This is a genomic window from Tardiphaga sp. 215_C5_N2_1, from assembly GCF_052076055.1.
Lineage (GTDB): Bacteria > Pseudomonadota > Alphaproteobacteria > Rhizobiales > Xanthobacteraceae > Tardiphaga > Tardiphaga robiniae.
The window spans coordinates 3025202-3049903 of the sequence record NZ_CP197240.1; the positions used below are offsets into that span (position 1 = coordinate 3025202).

Genomic DNA, 24702 nt, shown 5'->3' on the forward strand with positions numbered 1-24702 from the left:
AGCGCTACTTCAGCACTATCCACGCTGGAGCATGGTCGCTTGGATCCAGCTTGCCGCGCACCTTTCGGTCGACACCGGCCTGCGCAAGCCGCGGGCTCAGCGCAGGACTGAGAAGCAGATGGTCAATGCGAAGGCCAGCGTCACGCTCGTAGCGGTTCCGCCAATACGACCAGAACGTATACATCGGCTCCGGATGCTGTTCGCGCAGTGCATCGATCCACCCCTTCTTGAGGAGCTTGCCGAACGCCGCCCTACTTTCCGGCTGCACGAGCGCATCCTTGTCCCACGACTTGGTCGGGTAGATGTCGAAGGGCGTTGGCACGATGTTGAAGTCGCCGGCGATAACGGCAGGAGCACCGGACTTGAGCAGCTTGCCGGCGTGGGCGTTCAGACGCTTCAGCCAGGTGAGCTTGTAATCGAACTTCGGTCCCGGCTGCGGATTGCCGTTGGGTGCGTAGACGCAGCCAACGAGAACGCCGTCGACGGCAGCCTCGATGTATCGGCTTTGCTCGTCGCTCTCGTCACCAGGCAACCGCCTGCGCGTTACCACGATCTTGGATTCTCTAGCGAGGATTGCGACGCCATTCCAAGTCTTCTGCCCAACCCACTCGGCAAAATAGCCCGCCTTACGCAACGCACTTTCCGGGAATTCGGAATTGGCGGCCTTCAACTCCTGAAGACAGGCCACATCCGGTTTCGACGACTTCAACCATGCCAGCAGATTGGGCAATCGCTTGTTGATATTGTTCACGTTGAAGGTAGCGATCTTCACGCGCTCTCCTGATCCGAGGCTTACGGACATTTAGCTCAGTCATGCAGAGGCCCGGGCTCCAAAGCCGACAAGTGAAGCCCCATCGGCGTATGCCACCGTTGGGTCTGTACGAGATGAACTCAGGACGGTCGTGGAGCATTCAAAATCTTGTCAATCGTGATGGGAAAATCACGCACCCGCACACCAGTTGCGTGAAAGATCGCATTAGCGACGGCAGACGCGGTTCCCACGATGCCGATCTCGCCCAGGCCCTTGACGCCAAGAGGGCTGACCTTGTCGTCCTTTTCATCGACGAAGATCACTTCAATATCCTCGATGTCGGCATGGGCCGGAACGTGATATTCGCCGAGATTGGCATTCATAATCTTGCCGAGGCGATGATCCGTCATGGCTTCCTCGTGAAGCGCCATGCCGATTCCCATCACCACACCGCCTAGGATCTGGCTGCGGGCCGTCTTGGGATTAAGGATCTTGCCCGCCGCCGCCGCGCACACGACGCGCGTCACGCGAACGACCCCCAGATCTTCATCCACGCGCACTTCCGCGAACACCGCGGAATTCGTGTAGCTGATATATTTCAGCATCTGTCGCAGGTTCGGGCTGACTTTGCCCTGCTCGGTGATTTCCGTGAGTTCGGCGGCGTGCATGACTTCGAAAACGGAAAGCCCGCGCGCCGGATCATCCTTCCGGAAGATGCGTCGATCCCGAACCTCGACGTCTTCGAAACTTGCATCCGCAAGAGGCGAATTGGCCATCTTCCTGGCTTGCTTGAACAGAGAATGCTTGACCGCCTCACATGCGGCCTGAACTGCCGAGCCGTTCGACGCTGCGGTCCACGAACCTCCTTCGACCGGCGACATCGGCAGAGTCGAATCGCCGATCCTGGCCTGAACGTCTTCGAGTGGTAATCCGAACGCTTCGGCGCCGATCTGCGTCAGGATTGTCCAGGTCCCAGTGCCAATATCGGACGCCGCCGTTGCCACCTCCAGCGTCCCGTCCACCTTGAGAGTCGCAGTGGCCTGGGCCTTTTGCAGGAAGGCGTCCCACATTCCCGTTGAGACGCCCCATCCAATCAGCTCGCGACCCTCCTTCATGGCACGCGGCTTGGGGCTTCGCTTCTCCCATCCAAATGCCGCAGCGCCCTCGCTGTAGCATTCCAGAAGCGCCTTGGATGTGAACTGCTTGTTGGTGTTTTCGTCCTTCGAGGCGAAATTGATCCGCCGGATTTCGAGCGGACCGATACCGAGTTCGTATGAAAGTTCATCGAGCGCGCATTCGAGCGCTGTCACGCCGATGGCTGCGCCGGGTGCGCGCATGTCACACGGCGTGGCCGTATCGAGCTTGGCAAGCTGATAGGTCAGCTTGACGTTGTCGCAGTGATACATCATGCCCGACCAATTGACGACAGCCTCCTGATAATCCTCGTAATGGGAGGTCGAGGCAACGGCATCATGCATGATCGACTGCAGCCGCCCATCGCGATCGGCGGCGAGCGAGACGGTGTGGTAACTGTCCGGCCGGTAGCCGATATGAAACATCTGAGCACGCGTCAGCGACACCCGCACCGAGCGTTCGAGTTCGAGACTGGCCATGACGGCGAAGAACAATTGGTGCTGCGGCCGCAAGCCGGCGCCGAATGCCCCGCCCACATATTGATTGACCAGGCGGACATCCTTGCTGCGCAGGCCGAACACTGAGGTGACATAGCCCTGCGCATTCTGGGAGCCCTGCGTCTTGTCATAGATCGTCAGCTTGCCGTCGCCCTCGAACACGCAGGTGGTGGCGAACATCTCCATCGGATTGTGGTGCTCGGCATTGATCCGGTAATCGCGGCTGATCTTGACGGGCGCATCTTGAAACGCCTGCTCGGCATCGCCGCGCGGGTCCGGTGGCGGCGGAATACCGCTACGCTTCTTCGGAGGCACATAGGCCTCTGCCCGCTTCGCCTCAAGCTCGGTACAATGCGCATCGACATCATAGGCAATGCGAACCAGGGAGGCCGCATCGCGCGCGGCCTCGAACGTTTCGGCGACAATCAACGCGACCGGCTGACCGTCAAACAGGATACGGTCCGAATTCAGCGGCCGGAACGGATGGCCAGGAGGCGCGACTTCGTCCCGCCAGCTACGATCAAGCCATGCCGCCTTGCTGCGATTTTCGTGCGTGAAGATTTCGACGACGCCTGGAAACTGCCTTGCTGCATCCAAGTCCATCGCCGCGATCCGTCCAGCGGCGGTCGTACTACCAACGATGTAGCCATAGAGCAGATCGTCAGCAGGATACTCCGCCGCGTAGTGCGCTTGGCCGGTCACCTTCAGTTTACCGTCGACCCGGTTGGTCGGACGTCCGATATGCGTGATTTCACCAACTGACATGCGATGGTCCCGTTAACTTTCTAGTGGATCGATTTGTCGGCCTGATCCTGCGGTGTGCCCGCAGCCGCCTGCTCCAGCGCACGAACGATAGCGCGGCGAGCAAGCTCGATCTTGAAGTCGTTGTCGCCCTGCCCCTTCGCATCACGAAGAATGAAATCAGCGACCTGCTTAAAGCTCTGGGTCCCGACTCGCTCGCCTTTCAGCGATCTTTCTGCGTCAAAATCCCGCCACGGCTTATGCGCGACCCCGCCGAGCGCGATCCGGACGTCCTGGATGATGCCCTCCTCCACACGCAGCGCGGCGGCGACGGAGATCAGCGCGAAGGCATAGGAGAGCCGGTCCCGGATCTTGAGATAGGTGTGATGGGCACCGAAGTCGGGCTTGGGGATAATGATCGATGTAATGAGCTCGCCGCCCTTCAGCGTGTTGTCGCGTTCGGGCTCTCCGCCGGGGAGGCGGTGGAAACCAGACATCGGAATCGATCGCTTGCCGTCCGGCCCCTCGACTTCGACGGATGCATCGAGTGCAGCCATCGCGACGCACATGTCCGACGGATGGACTGCAATGCAGCTATCGCTGGCGCCGAGAATGGCGTGAATGCGATTGACGCCGCCAATGGCGGAGCAGCCACTTCCGGGCTGTCGCTTGTTGCAGGCTGTCGACGGATCATAAAAATAATAACAGCGGGTTCGCTGCATCAGGTTTCCCCCGGCTGTAGCTGCGTTTCGCAATTGCGGCGATGCGCCGGCAAGAATGGCGCTTGACAGTATCGGCCACTTTTCCCGAACGTCTCGATGCCACGCCAGATCGGTATTGGTGACCAGCGCGCCGATGCGCAGCGCTCCACTGGGAGTGATTTCGATCGATTTGAGCGGAAGCCGGTTGATGTCGACCAGCCGCGACGGCTGCGCCACATCATATTTCATGAGGTCGACGAGATTGGTGCCACCCGCCAGCGCGCGCGCTGCAGGTTCATTCAGCGCCGCGATGGCATCGGCCACTGTGGCCGGGCGGATATATTCGAACCGGTTCATTCGGCGGCCTCCTTCGCCGCGATGCGCGGCATCAGCACGTCCTCGACCGCGTCGGCGATATTGGTATAGGCGCCGCAGCGGCACAGATTGCCGCTCATATGCTCGCGTATCTCGGCCCGACTACGGGTGTGGCCTTCCGCCAGCAGACCCGCCGCTGAGCAAATTTGGCCAGGCGTACAGTAGCCGCATTGAAACGCGTCGCGCTCCATGAAGGCGACCTGCAGCGGATGCAGTTCGCCATTCTGAGCCAACCCTTCGATAGTGGTGATCTCGGCGCCGTCGCGCGACACCGCGAGTGCCAGGCACGAATTGACGCGTTTGCCATCGACGAGCACGGTACAGGCGCCGCATTGTCCCTGATCGCATCCCTTCTTAGTCCCGGTGAGCGAGAGGCGCTCGCGCAACAGGTCCAGCAGCGTCACCCACGGCTCTACTTTGAGTTCGTGCAACGTTCCGTTGATCGTCAGGCAAATTGGGATCTGTGGGTGATGTGGGATCTGGTTCACGGGGCGCCTCGCTATGCGTTCGCCATCAGAACCATTCTAATCGTAGGATGTTCCGTTTTCTTCCGCCCTCAGGATCGGCTTGCCCGCACCGATCGGCGAGGCCAACCTTCCCGCTTCTGGCGTCTCAGGCGCGCCGTCGGAAGGCCGCCAGGATGCTGTCGGGGAACCGCCTCGGGCAAATGGGTGAGGAGAAGCGAGTGTTGTTCCACTGTTGCGCGATTTCTCGCCAGGAACAACAAGCGAGCAAGTTAATTCATCCAGCTCGGGGCATGACAACGAACGAGGACAATATGAAGAAGACGTTGATAGCAGTTGCGGCAGCGGCACTGATGACTGCTCCTGCCGCATTCGCACAGAGCGGTGCAAATCCGAGCGCGCCTCAGGTCAATTCCGCAGGCAATGGCGTTACACAGCCCGGCACTACCAGTACGGGGACGGCAGTCGATCGCCCGACCTCGAGCACTCCACACGCGGCGCCGCACGCTGCAGGATCGCAGACTGGCAACAATGCCAGCTCCCTTAGTGGATCGAATGCAGCGACTGGAACTACCGGGTCTAACAGCTCTGCCGAAGGTCGCACTTCGGGCGGCGGTGCTGGTGGTGGTGGTGGTGGCGCTGGTGGTGGTGCCGGCGGCGGCAACTAGCGCGTGATGCCAACCAGAAGGAGACCCCGATGATCGGGGTCTCCTCTTTGTGGGTCTTGGTCGCCCGCGCCTGTGGCGCGCGCGCCAAACACTTCGCCCGCCCAGCCTAGCCCTGACTGCATTCAAGCCTGCGACCATCTTTCAAGGATCTCGGCACAATCTGCCAGTTCGATCTGTAGGTCGAAACGCCGGGCGTACAAGCCAAGTAAGGCATCGTGAGTTTCGTCAGCTGAGCTGCACATCGCATCTTGCGCAACGACGATGCGATCAACAGCACTCAAGATGGTTGAGAGAACGCAGACGTCAGTCTCCGCGCCGCTCACAATCAAGGTATTGACGTTACCGTCTTGCAGAATATCGTGAAGCCTTCCGTTCGAGAACGCAGAATACGCAGACTTGTCGAAGACAATCGCCGGTGGGACATGTCGCTGCAAAGGCGGCATAAGCTCGAGGAGGTGCGGGTCCAGACGTTCGCGCGTGACCAACCGCCATTTTCGGAAGTAGCTCTGCCACATCCCATTTGCATGCTCGGGCGACGCCGGGGGAATAAAGCGCGTAAAGACAGTCCGTGCCGGGTCACGTTGGACGAGGCTTTCCACCGCCGGCATGACACGTTCGAGCCAAGGTGTCGGCCAAGGCCCTTCGGGACCGAACAGCCTCTGCATGTCCAGACACAAGTGCACTGCCCGACTGGTGTCTATTCTTGATCGGAGCTCGCCCATCTCAGGTCCACGTCCTGCGAAGTCTCTTGTAAGTCCACCAGCAAGAACCTGCGGTCGCCGCCCATACCAGAGATGCCAGCGCCAAGCTGCTCCAGGGAGCCGCGGCATTTACGAGGAAGACTGTGAGAGCGAACGCAACGAGGCCCATGCTTCCCAGAGCCGCTCCAGCGGCCTCGAGCGCAGCGGCGTCTTCACCACGTCTCTTGCCCTGCAGGCCAATTTCCCTTTTGCGGCGCCTTTCGTGCGCCTCGACCAGCGTGGCACTGGCGCAGAGCATGGCTGGAAATGCCAGGAACAGACCTCCGACGCCCGGACCCCAACGTGTGCCGATCAGGCCAGTTATTGCAGTCGATGCTCCGCCCAGCAGGAACCGGACGATGTATTCGTACCAGCGACCATCGCTCAACGACGAGAATGAGGCTCGAACAAACATTCAGCCCACCATCCCATAGAGGCCAAACGCGACTACCAGCCACAGGGGAAACCCGAGCAGGGTAACAGATAGAACTGACAACCCCGTGCGTTTGAGTAAACGGCACGTCACGAAGCTGAGCACGAGAAGAGCGGTCGCGCCGGCCATCATCGAAGCAGCCAGCGTAGAGACGTAGTCCGGTCCGTGCCTGGAGATTGCGAGCGCGAGCGAAACCAGGGCCACCGATGGCGCGGCGCCGAACAGTCCCGCGAAGGACTTAGGCCGTAACACGTCTCCGAGCAGCGCGAATATCGAGACGACTGCCCCTCCAACGAAAAATCGGAAGGCGTAATCCGTCATGGCGTCGTCGTCCCATTGCCGTAGCCGGTCCAGCGTCTCAATAGCCGATCAATCAGATATCCGCTGGCGAAGCCCGCGACCACATCGCTCGTCCAGTGCGCGAGAACATAGATCCTCGTCAGCGAGATACCGACCGCAGCCGTCCAGGTCAGCTCGCGATACGGCCGATCGAATGAGGATGCTGCGCTCGCGAGAGCCCCCATATGCATCGCGTGCCCCGAGGGGAACGCATCATTCGGGCGGCCTGAGATCGGTACTCCGTGTAGATGGCCAAGAATGGTGAGCCTATCCGGTCGACGTTGATTGAAAACATGCTTCAGTGCATGCGGCACAACGGCCGTGGCCAACGAGGCCGCCAGAAAATGCGTACCGACAGTTCGCTTCCGGGGGGAGCCGCTACGCGACAGGAGCCAGAAGGCCGCTGCAGCAACAACGAGAACATGCTCGTCCGCGCCCCACGTCAGAGCTTCGGCCACTTGTTCGCTTGCGGCATGTGCGTGCCGAACGGCGGTTGCTGCGACCTCGCGATCAAGGAGAGTGGGTGGTACCATTATTGGCCGCATGGCATCTCCGTATGACACCTAGATAACACGCACTCTAAACCCTGATCATGCAGCCAGGTTCCGCTCCCTATGCAGAGTCCTCCCCGCGAATGTCTCGTATTTTACAGCCGAGCACGGTTGCTGTCAGCGCACAGCCGATACTGTTCGCCAGAACGATGATCCAGTCGCCCTTGAGTAGACCGTAGCCGATCCACAGACCCAGGCCTGATGTCAGCACCACAAGCATCTTGAGCGACAGATCTTTGGTTGAGCTCCGGGGCAATGCTTTCCGGACCTGGGGAATGTACGACAGCGAAGTCAGGACAGCGGCGAACCCTCCCACCCACGGCAAAATGCTGGACACCGATGAGACCCCACTGCTTTGCCGCGAAACGCTCGATCCGATTAGATGAAAGGTTTGCCGCCTGTAACGGCGATCGTGGCCCCGGAAACGTAGCTTGAGAGTGGATCTGCGAGCATCACGTAGGCGGTTGCAAGCTCTGCGGGCTGTCCGGGACGTTGCATCGGCGTCTGCTTGCCGAAATTTCTAACGGCTTCGTCTGGCATAGTGGATGGAATGAGCGGCGTCCAAATCGGTCCCGGTGCCACCGCGTTTGCGCGGATGCCCTTATCGGCCAACATCTGCGCCAAGCCGCCGGTGAAATTCTGAATGGCCCCCTTCGTCGTTGCATAGGCCAGCAAGGTGGGGTTCGGCATATCCGAATTGACCGACGCGGTATTGATGATCGCACTTCCCGGCTTCATGTGAGGCACGGCGGCCCTTGTCAGGTAGAACATTGCATAGATATTTGTCCTAAACGTCAAATCCCACTCGTCATCGGAAATGTCGCCGATGTCCTTGAAGGTCGCTTGATGCGCGGCGTTGTTAACGAGGATGTCGATCCCGCCCAATTCCCTTACCGCCTTATCGATAATCACGTCGCAATGGCGCCGATGCTGGATGTCACCTGGGACCATTATGGCCTTGCGGCCTTCGCGCTCGATTAAAGCTTTAGCTTCGAGGGCATCCTCGGTCTCATCGAGATAAGAAATCAAGACGTCGGCACCTTCGCGTGCGTAGGCCAACGCGACAGCGCGGCCGATCCCGCTGTCGCCACCGGTAATTACCGCTCTCATGCCCTGCAATCGACCACCCCCCTTGTAACTGCTCTCGCCATGATCGGGACGAGGCTGCATGGCCTCCGTTCGGCCGGGCATCGGTTGTTTCTGGGCAGCAAACGGAGGCGCGGGATAAGAATGGGGCATGAACCAGCTCCTAGATAAGTGCCAATCGAAAACGCTTGATCGGATGCAGCGTTCCGCCGGTGGCGACATCGCCCGCCCAATGACGAAGGGGCGCTTGGGCAGCGCTTTTTCCTACTCTGGCACCGGTTTCGGGTCTTCGTCGCCAGGCGCATCGCTTTCGAGCTCGCTTTTGGCCTGGTGCCAGAAGTCATCGGCCTTACCTTCCGGGCGACCTTCCCTTTCCCAAAGTTTGTGAGCGTACTCTCGGATCTGTTCTTCAGAGTATCGGGGCATCGGCCTCTCCTCAAAAACGGATAATTGCGGCGGCGAATCGCTTTGGTACAGTCATGCAGGCGAGCGCATCGATCGCTATAATTGCTTGTGCGCTTAAGACGCCACTATGCGACCAGTTCCCCGTCCAAGAATATTCCGTTAGGACTGTCGCTCCCGAATGAACCTTTCTCTCGTCCGCGCAGCAAAGCGCTGTCACGAAAAAAGGGGACTCGCATGGCTTTTCGCGAATCCATCAGCCGGCTTTTTGGCCTCACCCTCACACCGGAAGCTGCCGAGCGTACCAACAGTTAATGCCTCGATGGACGAGTTCATCCGGCTACTGCATACCAACGGCTATGACAGCAAAAGCTCCGCCACGTTTGGAGCGATGGCAGGGCCATCGGAACGGCCACCATGCGAACAGGACGCTCAACCTCAAAAGAGGAAGGAATGTAAGTCGTTTCTAAGTAACAGGCGGCAACCTGATCGGCGTCTCCAAGCGGGTACGTCGCCACCAGCTGACGGTCGGCTAGGTTTTGAAAAACAGGAAATATACAACGGCAAAGGCGGCCACAACTAAGCCAAGGCTCCAAATTAAAACGTTGCGAACCGACGGCCCTGGCTCGGCGCCGCGTGCTTTGCGCGCTGACTTTACTTCGGCGCCATCATCATCTCGTCCCAATTCATATCCTTTCACGCAGCTTGAGCCCCCGTCAATTTGTTGGACCGCCAAGCGCTGTCTTGTTTCCGGCTTCGCTGCTCGGGGCGCTGACATGGACTTCGTGTCCCTGGCGGATCGCAAGAGACGCTGCAGCCACGGCTGCTTCGAAAGCAGACTCTTTGGTCAGGAATTTCCCTTCCACGTCTCCATCGTGCAGAACGCCCCAGCCATCGTTAGATTCGATGACGGCATAAGTTGCTAAACCCATAGTGTCCTCCGGAATAACTGTCGGTCACAAGCCACTGCTAGATTCATGTCTGCCAAAAGCGTCGTGCTCGGCGATCTCAAAAGGCAACGGGCCTAATCATTGCCGCCGTGCCAGTGCCCGGCCAATGAGAAATGCTGCCAACAACATACCGAGCGGAGCTTCACGCGTAAGCTTGCTTAGTATGTCGAGCGGCTTGCCGGGCTTTTTGCCTTCCTCGATTGCTTCTCCCATTGTTGATGCGACGGCTTTGACACCATCCGCCACGGTGGCCTTCAGATCAGACCATTGGTCACTTACACATGGCGTCTCTTGATCGGTCATGGCGCGTCCTCATCGGGTCGTTGCACAAGCACTCACTATGAGTATTGTTCCGGGCAAGACGGTTCTTCCCGGTCCAAGATCATTCCCGTTGCGCTTTGAAAACCTGGTCGGGCGGTTCGCGCGAGCCGGCGTCACGCAGAATAAGCGCTCTGCCGGGTAGCAACGGCAGGGCTACAGCGCCGAGAATGTTGGGCCTAGGGAGCATCGCCTTACTTCTTCACGACTGGCGGGGACGCTTTAAGAAGATCGCAACCGACGCGTGGCATTTAAAAACCAAGTCAGCGATTATCGACGGCGAATCGTCCCGTTGGGGACGGCACAACAGATTTGTCCGTGCAGCAAAAGGCACTGCGAGCGGGCCGCCCTTCAGACCAACTAGCTGAACTGAGCGCCGTTCTCAGACCCAAGCCTGATCCTCATCGACAGAGCCCGTGCCCGCACAAGGTCGCGGCTTAGGCGATCCTCCGGCCGGTCGCCTTGCCCTCTTCTAGAAATTTGAATTTATCGCCGTAACGAGCGGCTAATCTGAGAAGGCAGAGACAATCCTTAAAGCAAACTTTGGTTCCAAATCTGACGGTAAAAGTGTTCTTGTGCCGCGTATGTGGGGGAGCCTACTCTGACCTGCGACTCCCGTGCCGCTAAACGATGGCAGTTATCGCCTCTACCAGAGGGATTGGTTCGCGGAAAGTGAATGATGCCAAAAACAAAAAACGACCGCAATCTTTTAGAAAGCGAACGCGCCTTCCGACTTCTCGTTCAAGGCGTCACAGATTATGCGATTTATCTGCTCGACCCCAACGGCATCGTATCAAACTGGAATGCAGGCGCCGAGACGATCAAAGGGTATGGCGCCGACGAAATCGTGGGCCAGCACTTCTCGGTGTTCTATCCGCCGGAGGATCGCGAAGCCGGACTTCCCGCCACCGCATTGGAGGCCGCACGCCGGAATAAGCGCTTCGAAGCGGAAGGCTGGCGGATGCGGAAAGACGGTACGCGGTTTTTCGCGTCCGTGGTTATCGACGCCATCTATGAAAACGATGTCCTTGTCGGCTTTGCCAAGATCACGCGGGACATCACCGAACGGATGCAAGCCCGCTCCGCATTGAGCGAAAGCGAAAATCTTTTTCGCCTGTTGGTGAGCAATGTCACGGACTATGCGTTATACATGCTTGATCCGGAAGGTCATGTCACCAGCTGGAACCTCGGCGGTCAGCGGATCAAAGGCTATCTTCCTGACGAGATTATCGGTCAGCACTTTTCGCGCTTTTATACCCCCGGCGACCGGGACGCTGGAAAACCAGCGCGTGCTCTCAGCATTGCACGTGAAAAGGGCCGTTACGAAGAAGAAGGCTTGCGCGTCCGCAAAGACGGCACGTTCTTTTGGGCGAGTGTGGTCATTGATCCCGTCCGCAATGACGCAGGCGAGCTGATCGGGTTTGCCAAGATCACGCGCGACATCACAGAGCGACGTCAAGCAACGCAGCAACTTGAACGTATGCAAAAGCAGCTGGCGGAAGCGCAGAAAATGGATGCGCTCGGTCAGCTGACCGGCGGAGTGGCTCATGACTTCAACAACCTCCTTATGGCAATCACGGGTAACGTTCGGCTGATCAAACGGCATGCCATTGTCCCCCGCGTGATCGAGGCAGCAGGAGCGATTGAGGCAAGCGTTCGTCGCGGCGCGGCACTTACTCGTCAGTTGCTGACGTTTGCGCGGCGTCAGCAAGTCGCTCCGACGCTGCTCAATCTTGAAGAGACCGTGCAAGCTGTACGCGAGGTCTTGGCTACCGTTCTGGGTAGCGCGATCAAGCTCGAAATCTCCGTACCGGCCGGAGTTTGGCCAATCTTCGCGGATCCAACCGAACTCGAAACTGCACTCATCAATCTCAGCATCAACTCTCGTGACGCCATGCCCGACGGGGGCACCTTGACGATTACGGCAGCAAATTACCGGGTCAGGGATGGAGAGGATAAAGGCGAGTACGTGCAGATCAAGGTGGCTGATACCGGCGCAGGTATTCCCGAGGACGTCATTGCGAAGGTGTTCGATCCGTTTTTCACGACCAAACCCGTCGGCAAAGGAACAGGATTGGGACTCTCACAGGTGCATGGCTTTGCCAACCAGGCCGGCGGTCGTGTCGAAATCCAAAGCAAGCTCGGCGCTGGTACGGAAATCACCATTCGGCTTCCGCGTGGCGAAGGCCATGCAGGTGCGCACGAAGCAGAGGTTCTGGCCAAAGGCGCCGGCAATGTCCTTCTTGTTGAAGACAATCCGGATGTTGCCACCGCCAGCGCCGTATTTCTGGAAGAGTTGGGATATCGCGTGAAATGCGTACCGGACGCGGAGTCCGCATTGCGCGAGATCGAGCACGACGGCATCGACCTCGTTTTCAGCGATGTCGTGATGCCTGGAAAAATGGATGGTCTCGGCCTGGCCCGACATCTTAGGCAGAATTACCCGAACATCCCCGTCGTTCTCGCAACGGGCTACAGTGAGGCAGCGCGGAAACTGGGCTCTGAATTTTTGCTGTTGCGAAAACCTTACGAGCTTCATGAGCTGAGTAGTGCCTTACAGACAGCCCTTCACCAAAGATCGAAGGGCGCTCTATTAAATTGAACCACAAACAATGCACCGGATCTTACGCCCACCTGTCTTGACTAGCGTCAGCCTCATCGGCTCATGACACTTTGCCTGCCATGGCGAGAGCCGATGGAGCAAGGCGAAGGTCCCTCATGGGTTCGCGATGCGACGATGCCTTCGATTGCGTGGCCGTAATTTTATCTAAATGCAGAGTGTTGAGAACGCAGTTTAGATTGGAACGCATCTGCGAAATGAACGTAGTAAGGGCGCCATGTCCCTTCTGTCAGACTCCACGTTGCAGATCGTCTTGCTTGCCGCCTTGTTCGTTGTCCTTGAGGGCCGCGGCGCCGTTTCGCGCCAGCTTTGGAACGTGCTTTTGAAGATCAAACTGTTTTCGCGTTCGTCAGCGTGGAAGTGTTTGCCATGGTCACAAGGGACGGAACCACAATCCCCGGGATAGACGCCGAGCAGGTGGCCAAGCTTGAAATTGCACGTCGGATTTTGGAGCAGGCACGGGCTATCCTAGCAAAGGCGGCGAAGGACTAGGCCTCGCTCCCTCCTTCACGGCCTGCCCGGTTGCGCTCATCTTGCGGCCGGCGGTCGGCAACGGGACGCCAGCGGGCCCAGCGGATTGCCTTAATGGGGCGGGACTTCGGATCTTGGTGACGTTGACGCTGTCGGCCTGATTGCCGCCGCGGCAGTAGTAATAATTTGCATGGCAGGCGGCTCTGCTCGGTGGATGGACCAATGTCAGCGGTACATCTTGGGAACAACGCTAACAATTTTCACTTGGTCATACAGTGAAGTCGCCGGACGCTTGAACTCGCTTTCGCAGTCTCAACGATCAAGGTCGCCTAGCTCTCCGCGCCTTGAGCCTTGGCTATCTAACGACCTTTTCCGGCGTGCTTGCGCCTGGGCGATGACTCGCTTGGATCTCTTTGGAGGCAGCGTCTTTGCCCACGATTCACCAGCAAAGGCCGTTAAGCGGCCGCGGAGCGTTTCATGAAGACTGCACTAGGAAGTGATCCGAGACTTAACGGCGATGGTCTCGTCGATCGTTTCAAAGATCAGTTGCTGATCGTCATGTTGAAGCGGCTTGGCGGCGGTCCATTACGGATTCCAATCGAGGAAATGGACCGGACTGGAACGGACCTAGCGTCGTTTCGCCTTGTCGGCGACGACTTCGTCGTGAGTTTATTCAAACCGCATTAGGATGGCCGCGGCCCGCTGGCGCCTACGGCCCTTCGCATGTGCGGTTGGTCCTTCGAACGATCGACTAGATAATGCTTAAAAAGAAAGGCCGCATCGCCCATGACGACGTGGCCTTTGTCCTATCTGCTTATTGTAGGACAGTGCCCTACCGGTTTCCGAAATACGCCTGAGCCTGCTTCAGAGCCTCGGACGGGTCGTCGAACTTGTCGCCGGCGAAACTCTTCATGGGGCTCCAGTGCGGTCCGTGAGCGGTGATATGGAACCACCCATCCTCCCCCCGTCGGACGCGTCCGACGATCTCCTGACGCTCGGCCCAGACGAGCAGCCACGTCTGGGAGTTCTCGTTGTGTGGCTGCAGCTCGATGGTCGCCATATAGTTCGTCCAAAAGGAGTGCCCGAGGACAACGCCAAGATTAGGAGTCGTTCCAGCAGATCGGAACTATCGGTGCGCTGCGGACTTCATCGCATGCTCGCCAACTGTCGTGAGGACACCGTCATTCTCGCCCCTTCCGAATGTCATAAGCTGCTGGAGAATGCGCAGGCCTTCGCCGCGAAGCTCTCAAGCCGCGCCTTTGATACGGACAGAACTGCTCACATCGCACCGGACGTCTGGACGGACTTCCGCTTCAGCGGATTGGCCATGAGCCCACTGCCTCATGAGCTCGGCGGCAGCAGTCTCTGGGACCCGCGGTTCGGCGCCGAACTCTGCACCATCCTGCGTCTACTCGGCGCAGCGGACCTCTCGCTTGCCCGTATATTTGAGGGCCACGTCAACGCGGTGGGGCTGGTCTGCCGTTACGGAACACAAGCGCAGATCGAAGGTCTCGCGGGAAGCGTGCGTGATGGTGCGCTGTCCGCAGTATGGGGCGCCGACGACGCGCAGGGCCTGAGGATCACCCCGGAGCGGGATGGCAACGTCCTCAAAGGCCGCAAGATCCTGGCGTCGGGCGCCGGGTTCGTGACGCGTCCCCTGGTTACCGCATCAGCACCGGAGGGGCAGCAGATGTGCCTGCTCGACCTCGAGATCGGATATGCGCACGACACGTCCAGCTGGCAGGCGCAAGGCATGCGCGCGACGGCGACCGGGACGGTCGACTTCACCGGGCGACGCATCACGGATCGTGAGCGGATCGGCGCTCCCGGCGACTTCATGCGACAGCCGCACTTCTCGGGCGGCGCATGGCGCTTCTGCGCCGTCCATACCGGCGCAACGGAACGGCTAGTCGACCTGTTCCGAGAGCACCTTAATTCCTCAGCAAGGGGCGAAGACGCGTATCAGCTCGAGCGCCTTGCGACTTGTGTCGCCGACGCGACGACGGCGCGCTTTTGGGTGGAGGACGCCGCGCGCCGTCTGGCGGTCGAAGATGATCCAGAAAGCATCGTGGCTTTCGCCAACCTCACCCGGATGGTTGTCGAACGATCCGCCCTGACTGTCATGGAGACCGTCCAGAGGGGCATCGGGCTTCGGGCGTTTGTGCGTCCTCACGACGTTGAGCGCATCTGCCGCGACTTGGCGACGTATCTGCGGCAACCGGTGCCGGACCGCGCCATGAGCGATGGGGCTCAGGTCTTTCTGAGTTCGTCGCGGTCGGCAGGAGACTTTTAGTGAAGGTTTCGGAATATCTCGAAGTGACGAAGGCGCTTCCTATCATCTCGCGCGAGGCGCTGACGGAGGGTGCGCCCTTCTTAATTCTCTCGCCGCACCCGGACGACGAGACGTTAGGTCTTGGCGGTCTGATCGCTCAGGCCTGCCAAGCAGGCCAGAAGGTTCACGTCGTGGTTTTGACCGATGGTGCGGGTTCGCACCCCCGGTCGGTCCAGTACCCTCCGGAACGGCTGGTCGATCTCCGGAAGGCGGAAGTCAGGGCGGCAGGCGAAATTCTGGGCCTCCATCCGGCGTTCGTACGCCATCTCGACCTCCCCGACACGCAAGCTCCTCTGGAGGGACCCCAGTTCGACGCGGCGGTCCGCGCCGTGTCCGACCTTCTTCAGGAGACGGGCGCAAAGGCCTTGTTTGTGACGTGGGATCGGGATCCGCATTGCGATCATCAGGCGGCCGCTGCCATCGCCAAGGCGGCCGGAGTCGCCAACCCAGCTGTCAGGCTCTGGGCCTACCCCATCTGGGGGTGGCACCTCGATCAGGACGACGATGTCCCAGGCTTCCCGCGGGGCCACCGGCTGGATATCGCTGGAGAACGTGATCTCAAGCACCGTGCTATCGCGGCCCACGCTTCGCAGATGTCCACGCTTATCGAAGACGATCCAACGGGCTTCCGGTTCACCGAAGAGACGTTGGCGCCGTTCCTTGGCGAGCACGAGTACGTTTACGAGGTCTCCCGATGAGGAGGCACATAGAGAGTTTGCCCGCTTCATACTTCGAGGAACGGTACCGGCAGGATATCGACCCCTGGGGATTCCGAACCAGCGCCTACGAGCGGGAGAAATATGACCGCACTCTGTCGGCTCTTACGCGCGCCCATTACGATCGTATCCTCGAAGTTGGCTGCTCGATCGGGGTCCTGACGGCAAGGCTCGCGCAGCGAGGCGGAGAACTGCTGGCGATCGACGCGTCCCGCACGGCGCTGGAAGCTGCGCGAAAGGACGCGCCGCCGAACGTCGCCTTCGAGGAATGTGTGCTGCCGACCGAATTCCCGGACGGCGCCTTCGACCTCATCGTGCTGTCTGAAGTGCTGTACTACTTCAGCCGGGCCGATCTCCTTTCGGTGGCCGAAAACTGCTGCAGGGTCCTCGCTCCCGACGGAGAGATCGTCCTCTGCCACTGGCTGGGCGAGACTGACTATCCGCTGAGGGGAACGGAGGCCAGCGACGCTTTCGCCGACGCCGTCGTCAAGCGAGTTCCGGCTCGCCGGATCCTTCGCGATGAAGTCTACCGCCTGGAGCGGCTGTCCGCGTGATTGCGGCGGCCCTCAGGCTTGCGACGATCATTCTGGCGATCGCGATCTGCCGAGGCAGCTCCGAGGGGCGCAGCGTCCGGTGAACCGTGAGAACAGGACTTCTGCCCGATACGGCTTCCCATGCCTCACGAAGCGTCGCCTCCTCTGCACGGAGGTGACGAACGAAGTCGGAGGGAATGCACAACCGGGCGGACATCGGACCGTCTTCGAGCGCACTCTGCCACGCCCGGCGGAAAAGCGATCGGTACATGGCGCGACGGGCGATCTGCAAGGCGGGCTCAAGATCGTCGTCGCAAGGAGCATTCAAATCGGCGAGCCGGCGTTGCATGGTGTCGGCCGCTCCGCCAGGCGCCCGCCCCAAGATCCGACAGGACGTCTGGACGACGACGTCGAGCGAGTGACGAACCTTGAATCCCGCCTCGTCCAACGCAGACGTAAGGGCGGCGTCTTCGCCGAGAGCGCGTGCAGGAAGTCCTCCGATGGCCCGATAGGCCGCCACGGCTACGGCCAGGCTCGCGCCCGAAGAGACACGATGGTTCGGCCAGGGATCATGGGCTCGCGGATCACAGCGCGCGATGATTTCCGCGGCAAGGCTGAGGTAAGTATCTTCGAGCCTACCGCGGGACAGGAAATCCCGTCCAAGCGAAACGATCTCGAGCGGTTCTGCATCGATGTAGCCTGCCACGCACTCCACACCGTTCGCCAACTCATGGAGGTTAGACGAAAACCACGCGGGGCCGACGCAGCTATCGGCATCCGTGCTCATAATTACACCGCCCGGGCCGAGCGCATCGAGGCGGTCGGCCGCAAGGTCCATTGCACGCTTCCGCGCCCAGCCGGCGTTGGCCATCTCCGACGGCAATTCCTCCTCTATGACCACCACCCTCTGCGGGACCGAGTCGGCGAAACGTCTGGCGACTCCCGAGGTACCGTCAGTGCAATTGTTGGCGAACACCAGGATCTCGAACGCGTCCGCGGTAAGGGGCGCGCCGAAACGGTCGCGCTGGACGGCCAGCGCAGCGATACACCGCTCGATCCGGTCGGCTTCGTTGCATGCCGGAATGGTGACGATCGCGAAAGGCTCGATGTTCGTATTCATAAGGCGGAGCGTCCTGGCGTAGGTGCGCCTGCTAATCGCCAGGTTCGATGCATGTTCCCTCAGCTGGGCCGCAGCGGCTACTCTATCAAGAGACTGGCGCGAAGGCCTGTCCATGTTCCAGGTCGTATCGCTCTCCAGGTTTTAGAGCGAAGCTTCTTCATCTGCCTTCCGCTGATGTCGGCGTACTTGCTGATGGCCGCAGGCTTGGTCCCGCGATCCGGGCGCAGGCACCCTCACGCCGGATGCGCATCCGTATCACTGTCGATGTCACTGCGCCGGAGCAGATAATCTAGACCGCCGACGCGGTACCAGCGATAGGCATATGCTTCCAGCATCAGGTGGTGCTTGCCCTGGGCATCGGCGCGGTTATGGTCTTCCGTCAGAAGATTGATCAGGTGGTCGCCCTGCTTGCCATCGAGGCCGAGTGCAAATGACACTTCGCGTGGCTGTTCGTCGAGATTATGCACGAACAGCACGGAGTTGTTGCGCCAGTCGTAGCGGATCGCCAGCACGGCAGGGTTGCGCGTGGCGATGATGGTGAAGTCGCCCCAGCCAATTTCGGGGACCTCCTTGCGCATCCGGATCATGCGCTCGGTCCAGTTCAGCATCGAATTGGGATCGCGGCGCTGCTTGGCGACATTGACGTGATTGTAGCCGTAGGGGCCCTTGTCGATCACAGGATTCTTTGACTTCTCGCTCTTGGTGAAGCCGGCACGGGGTTCGTTCGACCATTGCATCGGCGTCCGCGCGCAGTTGCGTTCAGGCAGCGTGAGATCATCACCCATGGCGATCTCGTCGCCATAGCGCAGCACCGGCGTACCCGGCAGCGTGTACATCAGACTGTAAGCAAGCTCGAGCCTGCGTCGGTCGCCGCCGAGCATTGGCGCCAGCCGACGTCGGATGCCGCGATCGTAAAGCTGCATGTCCTTGTCCGGGCCGAATTTCGCGAACACCGTCTGGCGTTGCTCCTCGGTCAGCCGGCCGAGATCGAGCTCGTCATGATTGCGCAGGAACAGGCCCCATTGCGCCGTCGCCGGGCGTGGCTTGGTCACCTTCATCGCCGCAGCCAGTGGGCGCACGTCGCCGGAGGCCAGCGCATAGAACAGGTTCTGGTTGACGTGAAAGTTGAACATCATCTGCATGCGGTCGCCGTCGCTGCCGAAATATTCCATGTCGGTTTCCGGCAGCACATTGGCTTCGGCGAGAATGATGGCGTCGCCCTTGCGCCATTGCAGGAATTCGCGGAAGGCGCGCAGCATGTCGTATTGTTCGGTGGGCTTGTTGACCTTCGGTCCCTTGGTGGCGATCACGAAGGGCACCGCATCCATGCGGAAGCCGGAGACGCCAAGCTGCAGCCAGAACCCCATGATCTTCAGGATCTCGGCCTGCACATAGGGATTGGATGTGTTGAGGTCTGGCTGGAAGTCATAGAACCGGTGGAAGAACCAGGACTTCGAGGTCGTGTCATGCGTCCAGGTCGATTTCTGCACGCCGGGAAACACCATACCCTTGTTGGCATTGGGCGGCTTCTTGTCCGACCACACATACCAGTCGCGATAGCGCGAATCCCTGGCGCTGCGCGCGTCCTTGAACCAGGCGTGCTGGTCCGAGGTGTGATTGACCACAAGGTCGATGATGATGCGGATGCCGCGCTGGTGGCAGCCATGGGTGAATTCGACGAAGTCGCCTAGCGTGCCGTAGCGCGGATCGACGCCGTAGTAGTCGGAGATGTCGTAGCCGTCGTCCTTGCCGGGCGAGGGCTGGAAGGGCATCAGCCAGATCGCGGTGATGCCGAGGCCGTGAATGTAGTCGAGCCGCCGCGTCAGGCCCTTGAAGTCGCCGCAACCGTCGCCATCAGCATCCATGAAACTGCCTACGGAGAGGCAGTAGAAGACGGCGTTCTTGTACCAGAGGTCGTCGATCATGTGGCCCTTTGGTCCGTGGTTGTGTCGCAACCGGGTCGCGTCGATCAGCCGGGACTCACTCGGAATCGTTGGAGCTTGCCGACGGCGCACACGTCCAAAATCGCAACGCCATTTTCAGTCCTGAACCATGAGAGCTCGACGCGAAGGAAAGATCCATCGACTACACGAGCCGCAATTACTTTGGCCGTGCGGATGAAGTCGATTAAACTGCTGGTGCTATCAATGGTTCCCGTCAACACAGCGATCCTTATAAACAGCATGTGCGAATAAAGCGGAGTTGTCGTTTGGTGTCAGTGTCGACTATGACAGAATGCTAGCAACTGGACGGCGCGGAAGTCGACGAGTTTCAGCCCAGCGGCATCCGGGACGTCGCGGCGCGCCGGCAAAGATTGCCGACCGGGCAAAAAAAACCTGGGATGCACGCCGTGCAGCATGGCACCGGCCGTTACCCACAACAGTCCGATCGTGTCGAGGATTCCAATTCGGGAACAAGCGGCAATTTATAATGCCCTTTGCTGACGCTTATTTTATTTCTGGGTTGAGTGAACGAACTCAATGAAACGTCACGAGGATTCCCTATGAAGTGGGTGCCACTGACGCGCAACTTCTGATCAGACGTTTGAAAGGCTATTAAAACGCAGGCTCAACCAATCAAGCGTCGCGAACATCCGATGTGAACTTGTAGAAGGGACCCGACGAATCAACGGTATGTTTCTCGCATCTGATCTGCTCATCCGACCGGAGGAGGAAAGGTTTTTATTACCGATCCATTTTGAGCAGTTCCGGTAGCCGCCGCGCGAAAATGCGGGCGGTTTTTTATGCGCGAGCCCGCGACGATTTCGAACAAGCTAACGGGGACGCAGAACGCGGCGCCCATCAGCACGTGACGCCCTCCCCGCCATCGGATAAAATGGGGATATGCAGGACCATATTTTCGATCTTCTAATGTTGGGCATCTTACTCTTCGGCATAGCGCTGATCCTTCAGACACACCAGGAGCCAAATGACGGCTCGTTCTGATGCGCGAGGGCGACACCCACCGGCCATCGTCTAAAGAGGTAGGAGCCGCGTTTTGATTTGGCGCGATCCGCAGACGTCGCATCGAGTCATAATGAAAGAGGCCGCCAACTGAGGCGGCCGCTCAAATACTACCTACTGCCCAATAAAGCAGTAGGAGGACCAAAACCACGAATGCAGTAATCAGCCCGGCTATGCCTAACGCGAGAAGGACTCGGTAGAGTCTGTCTTCCATTGTGTTGCAATGCCAATTCGCGCCTATTGTTCCGCTTGCCCATCCCGACGCTCATCGAAATCGTCGCCGCCGGACGGCGGCACGCCACAAAGGCGCTGTGATGCCCGCCCGAACTCTCCCGCCATCGCTCTCCCGCCCTGCTCGAGACATGGACATCCGGTACGGCGACGTAGACGTCGGCACCATCGCTCAGCAAGACTGGAATGCGAACCCGGAAAGGTCTGGCATCTGAAAATGGACCTGCGGCTTCTATGGGACTACATCGAGCCTAGGCGTCGCCACCCGCAGTCGGTTCTCCAGTGCATGCCTGAAATACCTGACCGTGACGATGCAAATCGCCGCGCTGGAGAGTTTGCAGAAGGGCTATGGCCAGTTGAGGATCGTAAACGAAGCCCCGGTCGTTGAGCGAACGGCTTCGATCACGACGTGAAAAGCTTCGACTTAACAGTGGGTCCGTCCCCGAGACATTTACCCGGCCCCGTCTTGCCGCCAGACAACGAGCGCGCGCTTATTTCGCGGATTTTCCAGCGGAGGCATACATGACGATGATTGAGCATTACCGGCCGGTTGCTGATGACCGCATTGAATTTCACAATGCGAACGTTGCCAACAGCCGGCTAAGTTACGCGGGAGACCCGTCCTTTATTTTGGCTTTGAAATGATGCAAGACGAACAGACGGACGGCCGAGGTTAAGTTCACCTGAGGCCCGTTGCGGTCGACCAGTCTGACAAGGGCTGCTGGGCTCGTCCCTCGTTCACTGGCAATTTCCTTTAAAGCGCTCCAAAACTCAGGCTCAAGGCTGACGCTCGACTTCGATCCGTCGGCTTTAACGAGTCCCTGCTTTCTCCTTTTCGGCTGAGGCACGCTATTTCACCGTTTTGGTTTGCTGATCGACAGGTGCCTTACCTTCGTTTCTGATGACCGAGACCGCGCCTCCAATGAGACCCAGCAACAAGATGAAGCCGAGCGCGTAGCCGTAAATCGGTCGGATGGATCGTCGCGGACTCTTCAACATAGAGGCTACTTTCAAGGGTCCCCCGGTGTTCGAGGCGCCGCGGCGAGGCAACCAGAAAATTGAACGCCTTACGAAGACACACTCATGCGAGGCATTCTGAGAAATGCGAGAACCAGAAATTGTTCCCATCTAAAAGTGAAGTCGTTCGGGAACAGGTTTTGTTAGTTTGCATTTCTCGGTTGGGGCGTCACGAGAGGAAACGAAAACTTCTTATTGCAAGTGCAGCACTGACACTTATTGCAGCGCCGGCGCTCGCCCAGACGACGCCGAGCTCGCCCACTGCACCAACAACGTCGGACCGGACGACCGGCGCAGTTGGCTCGGAACGCGGCAACAACGCCAGCTCTCTCAGCGGTTCGAACGCAGCTGCAGGAAAAGCCGGCGGCGCCAACTCAATGAACAACGTTGACCAAGGCCGCACTAGCGGCGGCGGCGCGGGCGGTGGTGCAGGCGGCGCAGGTGGTGGCGCAGGCGGCGGTGCCGGGGGTGGCGCGGGCGGCGGGAACTAATTGTCCAGCTGGACGGATGTACTCTACTGGACAGCTGGGGCCCCGGAGCAAGTGCCGGGGCCCTTCGCCTGAGCACGCCTATTGGCCATGCTTCAATAACACTTGCCGACATGCTTTCGAAATGCGCGGCCTATTCTGCTGAAGGCAGGAAAGCACTATCATATCCCCGCCCTGAATCGCTTGTGCGCAATAGCGCTTCACGCTGGCACGGCACGCAGCCTGCTCCTCCAGCGTTCCGCTGCTTTGCGCAAGGGCTGTGCCGGAGAATACGATTGCCGCAGCTATTAACAGGATCGAACGTGTCATCAGTAACTCCTATTTGCCCTTGATAACAGCTCTTCGCCTTGCTCTGTTCCTCCACGGCTCACCAATTGGAAACATCATCTGGCTGGCCACTTGGTCGGATCGCACCGCACCATCGAGCGCGATGGGATTGGAACACCATTCGCACGTGCGAGTTGGACGGGCCCCCTGCTCGTGAAGAACATGAAACGTATTGCATCGATGAGCGTCTTCGCTCTCTACTTTCTAAGGAGCCCGCCTGGCAGAAAAGCGGCTGGACTGGCTACGATCCTGCGAGCAAACCTTCGATGCGGACGAGATGCGCAGAGAGCGCCAGCTGTATGGTTCTCTCTGATTGAGAAAAGGCCCGCTTCGGCGGGCTTTTTTTGTTAGCGTATACTTCGTCAGCAATCTGCCTCGCCTGTCGATCGGCCAGCCCGGAACGAATTATTCCGCCGGCTCTTAAAATCCCGGTCCGTGCGTGTGTCAGCGATGAATGCGGAGCCGAGAATGTTCCTGATGGGCCTTGGCGCGCTGCTAGTCCTAGGCGGCGTCTTGTACATGGCACGCGCCGCTATTTGGCGGGGATCGCTTAGCGGCCCAGATTCCTCCCGGCCAGTTCGCGACACTCTGGAGCCACCGCGGCGGGGCATGAGATTCTTGGGGCTCGGAACCAACTGGCCGGGCATTCTCCTAATGGTAATTGGTGCGGTTCTGTTGGTGTCGGGGGCCAGTTTCTAGACCGCAAATGTTCGCTCGGCTTGGCTCGATGCAAACCTTTTCCGATGGATGAACCCGTCTATCACTAGGGCAAGAAGGAGCCGGCGTGGCGCGACCAAGCTGGCGAGGGACCAATGAGTGAGCGAGATGAGATCGATCATCTGATACGTTCTGTGACCGCGGCGAGAAATCTTTTGAAAGACTACATCGGGCCGGGCTCGCGAAGTGCCGTTGATCTAGTCGATCGGCTGATCGACGTGCTCGACGATCGGGACTTCGTTGCCACGCTGGATCGGCTCAATCGGCGCAAAGTGATCCGATTGATCGAATGACGAAAAAGCCGCCCGGGCATGACACCGGCCGGCATCCTGATGGGGCTGCCGGCTCCCCGTCCGGTGCCGCCGCATTCTTGGATAGGCTGATCGAGCTTGGTTAGCGCATCGTTAATGCGCTCGCTCGTGCTGTCGATCCGACCATGGAGCAATCCCCAGATTCCAAAGTGCTAAGAGGACGGCGATCACCAAACACCACTAACATACTGGTATACCGTCCACGGTGGGTTCCAGGCCACTTCCCTGAATAAACCATTCAGGACGCATTCATTAGACTACTTCTAAATCGCTTGTTAGACGCATACGTTTGGCAAGTAGGTGAGAAAATGTCCTTTGACCCGATGGCCGCGGTAGTTGATTGGCTAGATGCCTATCGCTCAGGCGACCTTGAAAGTATTCTCGGCCTTTATGCCGAAGCCGCTACGATCGAATGTGGTTGCGGCGGCGCCACGACGATAAATGGTCGCGAGGCTTTACGTGCATATTGGGAGCAGCGCCTAAGAGATTCTCCGGCCGCGGACTTGGACAATCTCAAACCGGCCCGTGATGGCGTTGCCATTACTTACGTTTGCCACGGCTCAAATATCCGGGCTGACTTTGAATTTGATGCTGCTGGCCAGATCACCTTCCAAAAATGCGGCCCGCCAAATTAGGGCCACTTGACCGCGCAAACGCGCTGAGGGTCATCAGGCTAGTCGAATAAAAAGCCCGGTCACCGGCGCCG

24 protein-coding genes are annotated in these 24702 nt (G+C 59.2%); 8 read left to right on the forward strand and 16 right to left on the reverse strand.

The features are described 5' to 3' along the window. Positions 1-4: 4 nt before the first annotated feature. The 12 genes from xth to AB7828_RS14525 all read right to left on the reverse strand — a co-directional run bounded on the left by xth (position 5) and on the right by AB7828_RS14525 (position 10135). Entirely contained in the window at positions 5-772 is a 768-nt protein-coding gene (xth, locus tag AB7828_RS14470; RefSeq protein WP_441230486.1) for an exodeoxyribonuclease III, read from the reverse strand. 119 nt (positions 773-891) lie between these two features. Continuing rightward, a complete protein-coding gene (locus tag AB7828_RS14475) occupies positions 892-3147 on the reverse strand; it encodes a xanthine dehydrogenase family protein molybdopterin-binding subunit (protein ID WP_120286782.1) in 2256 nt (751 codons plus the stop codon). A gap of 20 nt (positions 3148-3167) precedes the next feature. Beyond that, a complete protein-coding gene (locus AB7828_RS14480; RefSeq protein WP_120286783.1) occupies positions 3168-4181 on the reverse strand; it encodes an FAD binding domain-containing protein in 1014 nt (337 codons plus the stop codon). Continuing rightward, entirely contained in the window at positions 4178-4687 is a 510-nt protein-coding gene (locus AB7828_RS14485; protein WP_439068588.1) for a (2Fe-2S)-binding protein, read from the reverse strand. Before AB7828_RS14485 ends, AB7828_RS14480 begins: the two co-directional genes overlap by 4 nt. A gap of 766 nt (positions 4688-5453) precedes the next feature. Beyond that, positions 5454-6053: a cysteine hydrolase family protein gene (locus tag AB7828_RS14490; RefSeq protein WP_441230487.1), complete on the reverse strand. Its 600-nt coding sequence runs from the start codon at positions 6051-6053 to the stop codon at positions 5454-5456. Between the two features lie 433 nt (positions 6054-6486). Then, positions 6487-6825 (reverse strand): DUF3147 family protein, encoded by a 339-nt coding sequence (locus tag AB7828_RS14495; RefSeq protein WP_120286785.1) that lies wholly within the window; start codon positions 6823-6825, stop codon positions 6487-6489. After that, positions 6822-7388 carry a phosphatase PAP2 family protein gene (locus AB7828_RS14500; protein ID WP_120286786.1) on the reverse strand — a complete coding sequence of 189 codons (567 nt, stop codon included), beginning with the start codon at positions 7386-7388 and terminating at the stop codon, positions 6822-6824. The genes AB7828_RS14495 and AB7828_RS14500 overlap by 4 nt, the downstream gene beginning before the upstream one ends. Before the next feature lie 67 nt (positions 7389-7455). Then, positions 7456-7731 carry a SemiSWEET family sugar transporter gene (locus AB7828_RS14505; RefSeq protein WP_068738714.1) on the reverse strand — a complete coding sequence of 92 codons (276 nt, stop codon included), beginning with the start codon at positions 7729-7731 and terminating at the stop codon, positions 7456-7458. A 41-nt stretch (positions 7732-7772) separates the two neighbouring features. After that, a complete protein-coding gene (locus tag AB7828_RS14510; RefSeq protein WP_120286787.1) occupies positions 7773-8633 on the reverse strand; it encodes an SDR family oxidoreductase in 861 nt (286 codons plus the stop codon). A 111-nt stretch (positions 8634-8744) separates the two neighbouring features. Beyond that, a complete protein-coding gene (locus AB7828_RS14515; RefSeq protein ID WP_120286788.1) occupies positions 8745-8906 on the reverse strand; it encodes a DUF2934 domain-containing protein in 162 nt (53 codons plus the stop codon). 692 nt (positions 8907-9598) lie between these two features. Next, positions 9599-9814, reverse strand: coding sequence for a hypothetical protein (locus AB7828_RS14520; protein ID WP_081422127.1), 216 nt, complete (start codon positions 9812-9814; stop codon positions 9599-9601). 96 nt (positions 9815-9910) lie between these two features. Continuing rightward, positions 9911-10135 carry a hypothetical protein gene (locus tag AB7828_RS14525; RefSeq protein ID WP_147421556.1) on the reverse strand — a complete coding sequence of 75 codons (225 nt, stop codon included), beginning with the start codon at positions 10133-10135 and terminating at the stop codon, positions 9911-9913. A 694-nt stretch (positions 10136-10829) separates the two neighbouring features. On the opposite strand from AB7828_RS14525, the gene AB7828_RS14530 reads away from it, so the two are divergent. Together AB7828_RS14530 and AB7828_RS14535 are read left to right on the forward strand one after the other, a co-directional pair. Then, on the forward strand, positions 10830-12752 hold the full coding sequence (locus AB7828_RS14530; protein ID WP_439060533.1) for a PAS domain S-box protein: 1923 nt from the start codon (positions 10830-10832) through the stop codon (positions 12750-12752). 966 nt (positions 12753-13718) lie between these two features. Beyond that, positions 13719-13928: a hypothetical protein gene (locus AB7828_RS14535; RefSeq protein ID WP_120286791.1), complete on the forward strand. Its 210-nt coding sequence runs from the start codon at positions 13719-13721 to the stop codon at positions 13926-13928. A gap of 145 nt (positions 13929-14073) precedes the next feature. Here AB7828_RS14535 and AB7828_RS14540 read toward each other — a convergent pair whose 3' ends face one another. Continuing rightward, positions 14074-14301 carry a hypothetical protein gene (locus tag AB7828_RS14540; RefSeq protein ID WP_068738721.1) on the reverse strand — a complete coding sequence of 76 codons (228 nt, stop codon included), beginning with the start codon at positions 14299-14301 and terminating at the stop codon, positions 14074-14076. A gap of 93 nt (positions 14302-14394) precedes the next feature. On the opposite strand from AB7828_RS14540, the gene AB7828_RS14545 reads away from it, so the two are divergent. From AB7828_RS14545 to AB7828_RS14555, 3 genes are read left to right on the forward strand one after another with little or no spacing between them, the layout of a single operon-like run. Beyond that, positions 14395-15534 carry an acyl-CoA dehydrogenase family protein gene (locus AB7828_RS14545; protein WP_081422130.1) on the forward strand — a complete coding sequence of 380 codons (1140 nt, stop codon included), beginning with the start codon at positions 14395-14397 and terminating at the stop codon, positions 15532-15534. After that, positions 15534-16271, forward strand: coding sequence for a PIG-L family deacetylase (locus tag AB7828_RS14550; protein WP_120286792.1), 738 nt, complete (start codon positions 15534-15536; stop codon positions 16269-16271). The genes AB7828_RS14545 and AB7828_RS14550 overlap by 1 nt, the downstream gene beginning before the upstream one ends. Before the next feature lie 17 nt (positions 16272-16288). Further along, the gene (locus AB7828_RS14555; protein WP_244499902.1) at positions 16289-16843 is read left to right on the forward strand and encodes a class I SAM-dependent methyltransferase; all 555 of its coding nucleotides are present in this window, start codon (positions 16289-16291) and stop codon (positions 16841-16843) included. Here the strand turns inward: AB7828_RS14555 and AB7828_RS14560 are convergent. Next, positions 16776-17942, reverse strand: coding sequence for a glycosyltransferase (locus AB7828_RS14560; protein ID WP_441230488.1), 1167 nt, complete (start codon positions 17940-17942; stop codon positions 16776-16778). The two genes, AB7828_RS14555 and AB7828_RS14560, sit on opposite strands and share 68 nt — an antisense overlap. A 233-nt stretch (positions 17943-18175) precedes the next feature. After that, complete coding sequence (locus tag AB7828_RS14565) at positions 18176-19867, reverse strand: alpha-amylase family protein (protein ID WP_120286793.1); 1692 nt, start codon at positions 19865-19867, stop codon at positions 18176-18178. 1791 nt (positions 19868-21658) lie between these two features. On the opposite strand from AB7828_RS14565, the gene AB7828_RS14570 reads away from it, so the two are divergent. Beyond that, positions 21659-21781, forward strand: a complete 123-nt coding sequence (locus AB7828_RS14570; RefSeq protein WP_439060590.1) for a hypothetical protein — start codon at positions 21659-21661, stop codon at positions 21779-21781. Here the strand turns inward: AB7828_RS14570 and AB7828_RS14575 are convergent. Further along, entirely contained in the window at positions 21742-21984 is a 243-nt protein-coding gene (locus AB7828_RS14575) for a ribbon-helix-helix domain-containing protein (protein WP_081422132.1), read from the reverse strand. The genes AB7828_RS14570 and AB7828_RS14575 overlap by 40 nt on opposite strands. 1796 nt (positions 21985-23780) lie before the next feature. Between AB7828_RS14575 and AB7828_RS14580 the strand changes: the two genes are divergently transcribed. Together AB7828_RS14580 and AB7828_RS14585 are read left to right on the forward strand one after the other, a co-directional pair. Then, the gene (locus AB7828_RS14580) at positions 23781-23978 is read left to right on the forward strand and encodes a hypothetical protein (RefSeq protein ID WP_147421557.1); all 198 of its coding nucleotides are present in this window, start codon (positions 23781-23783) and stop codon (positions 23976-23978) included. 326 nt (positions 23979-24304) lie between these two features. Beyond that, positions 24305-24631: a nuclear transport factor 2 family protein gene (locus tag AB7828_RS14585; RefSeq protein ID WP_120286839.1), complete on the forward strand. Its 327-nt coding sequence runs from the start codon at positions 24305-24307 to the stop codon at positions 24629-24631. The last annotated feature ends 71 nt before the right edge of the window (positions 24632-24702 follow it).

Coding starts and splice junctions, on each gene's coding strand:
- AB7828_RS14535 (WP_120286791.1), top strand. CDS start 13,719: ATGAAGACTGCACTAGGAAGTGATCCGAGACTTAACGGCGATGGTCTC.
- AB7828_RS14565 (WP_120286793.1), bottom strand. CDS start 19,867: ATGATCGACGACCTCTGGTACAAGAACGCCGTCTTCTACTGCCTCTCC.
- AB7828_RS14475 (WP_120286782.1), bottom strand. CDS start 3,147: ATGTCAGTTGGTGAAATCACGCATATCGGACGTCCGACCAACCGGGTC.
- AB7828_RS14490 (WP_441230487.1), bottom strand. CDS start 6,053: ATGGGCGAGCTCCGATCAAGAATAGACACCAGTCGGGCAGTGCACTTG.
- AB7828_RS14580 (WP_147421557.1), top strand. CDS start 23,781: ATGAGTGAGCGAGATGAGATCGATCATCTGATACGTTCTGTGACCGCG.
- AB7828_RS14585 (WP_120286839.1), top strand. CDS start 24,305: ATGTCCTTTGACCCGATGGCCGCGGTAGTTGATTGGCTAGATGCCTAT.
- AB7828_RS14520 (WP_081422127.1), bottom strand. CDS start 9,814: ATGGGTTTAGCAACTTATGCCGTCATCGAATCTAACGATGGCTGGGGC.
- AB7828_RS14540 (WP_068738721.1), bottom strand. CDS start 14,301: ATGGCGACCATCGAGCTGCAGCCACACAACGAGAACTCCCAGACGTGG.
- AB7828_RS14530 (WP_439060533.1), top strand. CDS start 10,830: ATGCCAAAAACAAAAAACGACCGCAATCTTTTAGAAAGCGAACGCGCC.
- AB7828_RS14495 (WP_120286785.1), bottom strand. CDS start 6,825: ATGACGGATTACGCCTTCCGATTTTTCGTTGGAGGGGCAGTCGTCTCG.
- AB7828_RS14560 (WP_441230488.1), bottom strand. CDS start 17,942: ATGAATACGAACATCGAGCCTTTCGCGATCGTCACCATTCCGGCATGC.
- AB7828_RS14515 (WP_120286788.1), bottom strand. CDS start 8,906: ATGCCCCGATACTCTGAAGAACAGATCCGAGAGTACGCTCACAAACTT.
- AB7828_RS14500 (WP_120286786.1), bottom strand. CDS start 7,388: ATGCGGCCAATAATGGTACCACCCACTCTCCTTGATCGCGAGGTCGCA.
- AB7828_RS14525 (WP_147421556.1), bottom strand. CDS start 10,135: ATGACCGATCAAGAGACGCCATGTGTAAGTGACCAATGGTCTGATCTG.
- AB7828_RS14480 (WP_120286783.1), bottom strand. CDS start 4,181: ATGAACCGGTTCGAATATATCCGCCCGGCCACAGTGGCCGATGCCATC.
- AB7828_RS14570 (WP_439060590.1), top strand. CDS start 21,659: ATGACGATGATTGAGCATTACCGGCCGGTTGCTGATGACCGCATTGAA.
- AB7828_RS14510 (WP_120286787.1), bottom strand. CDS start 8,633: ATGCCCCATTCTTATCCCGCGCCTCCGTTTGCTGCCCAGAAACAACCG.
- AB7828_RS14545 (WP_081422130.1), top strand. CDS start 14,395: ATGCTCGCCAACTGTCGTGAGGACACCGTCATTCTCGCCCCTTCCGAA.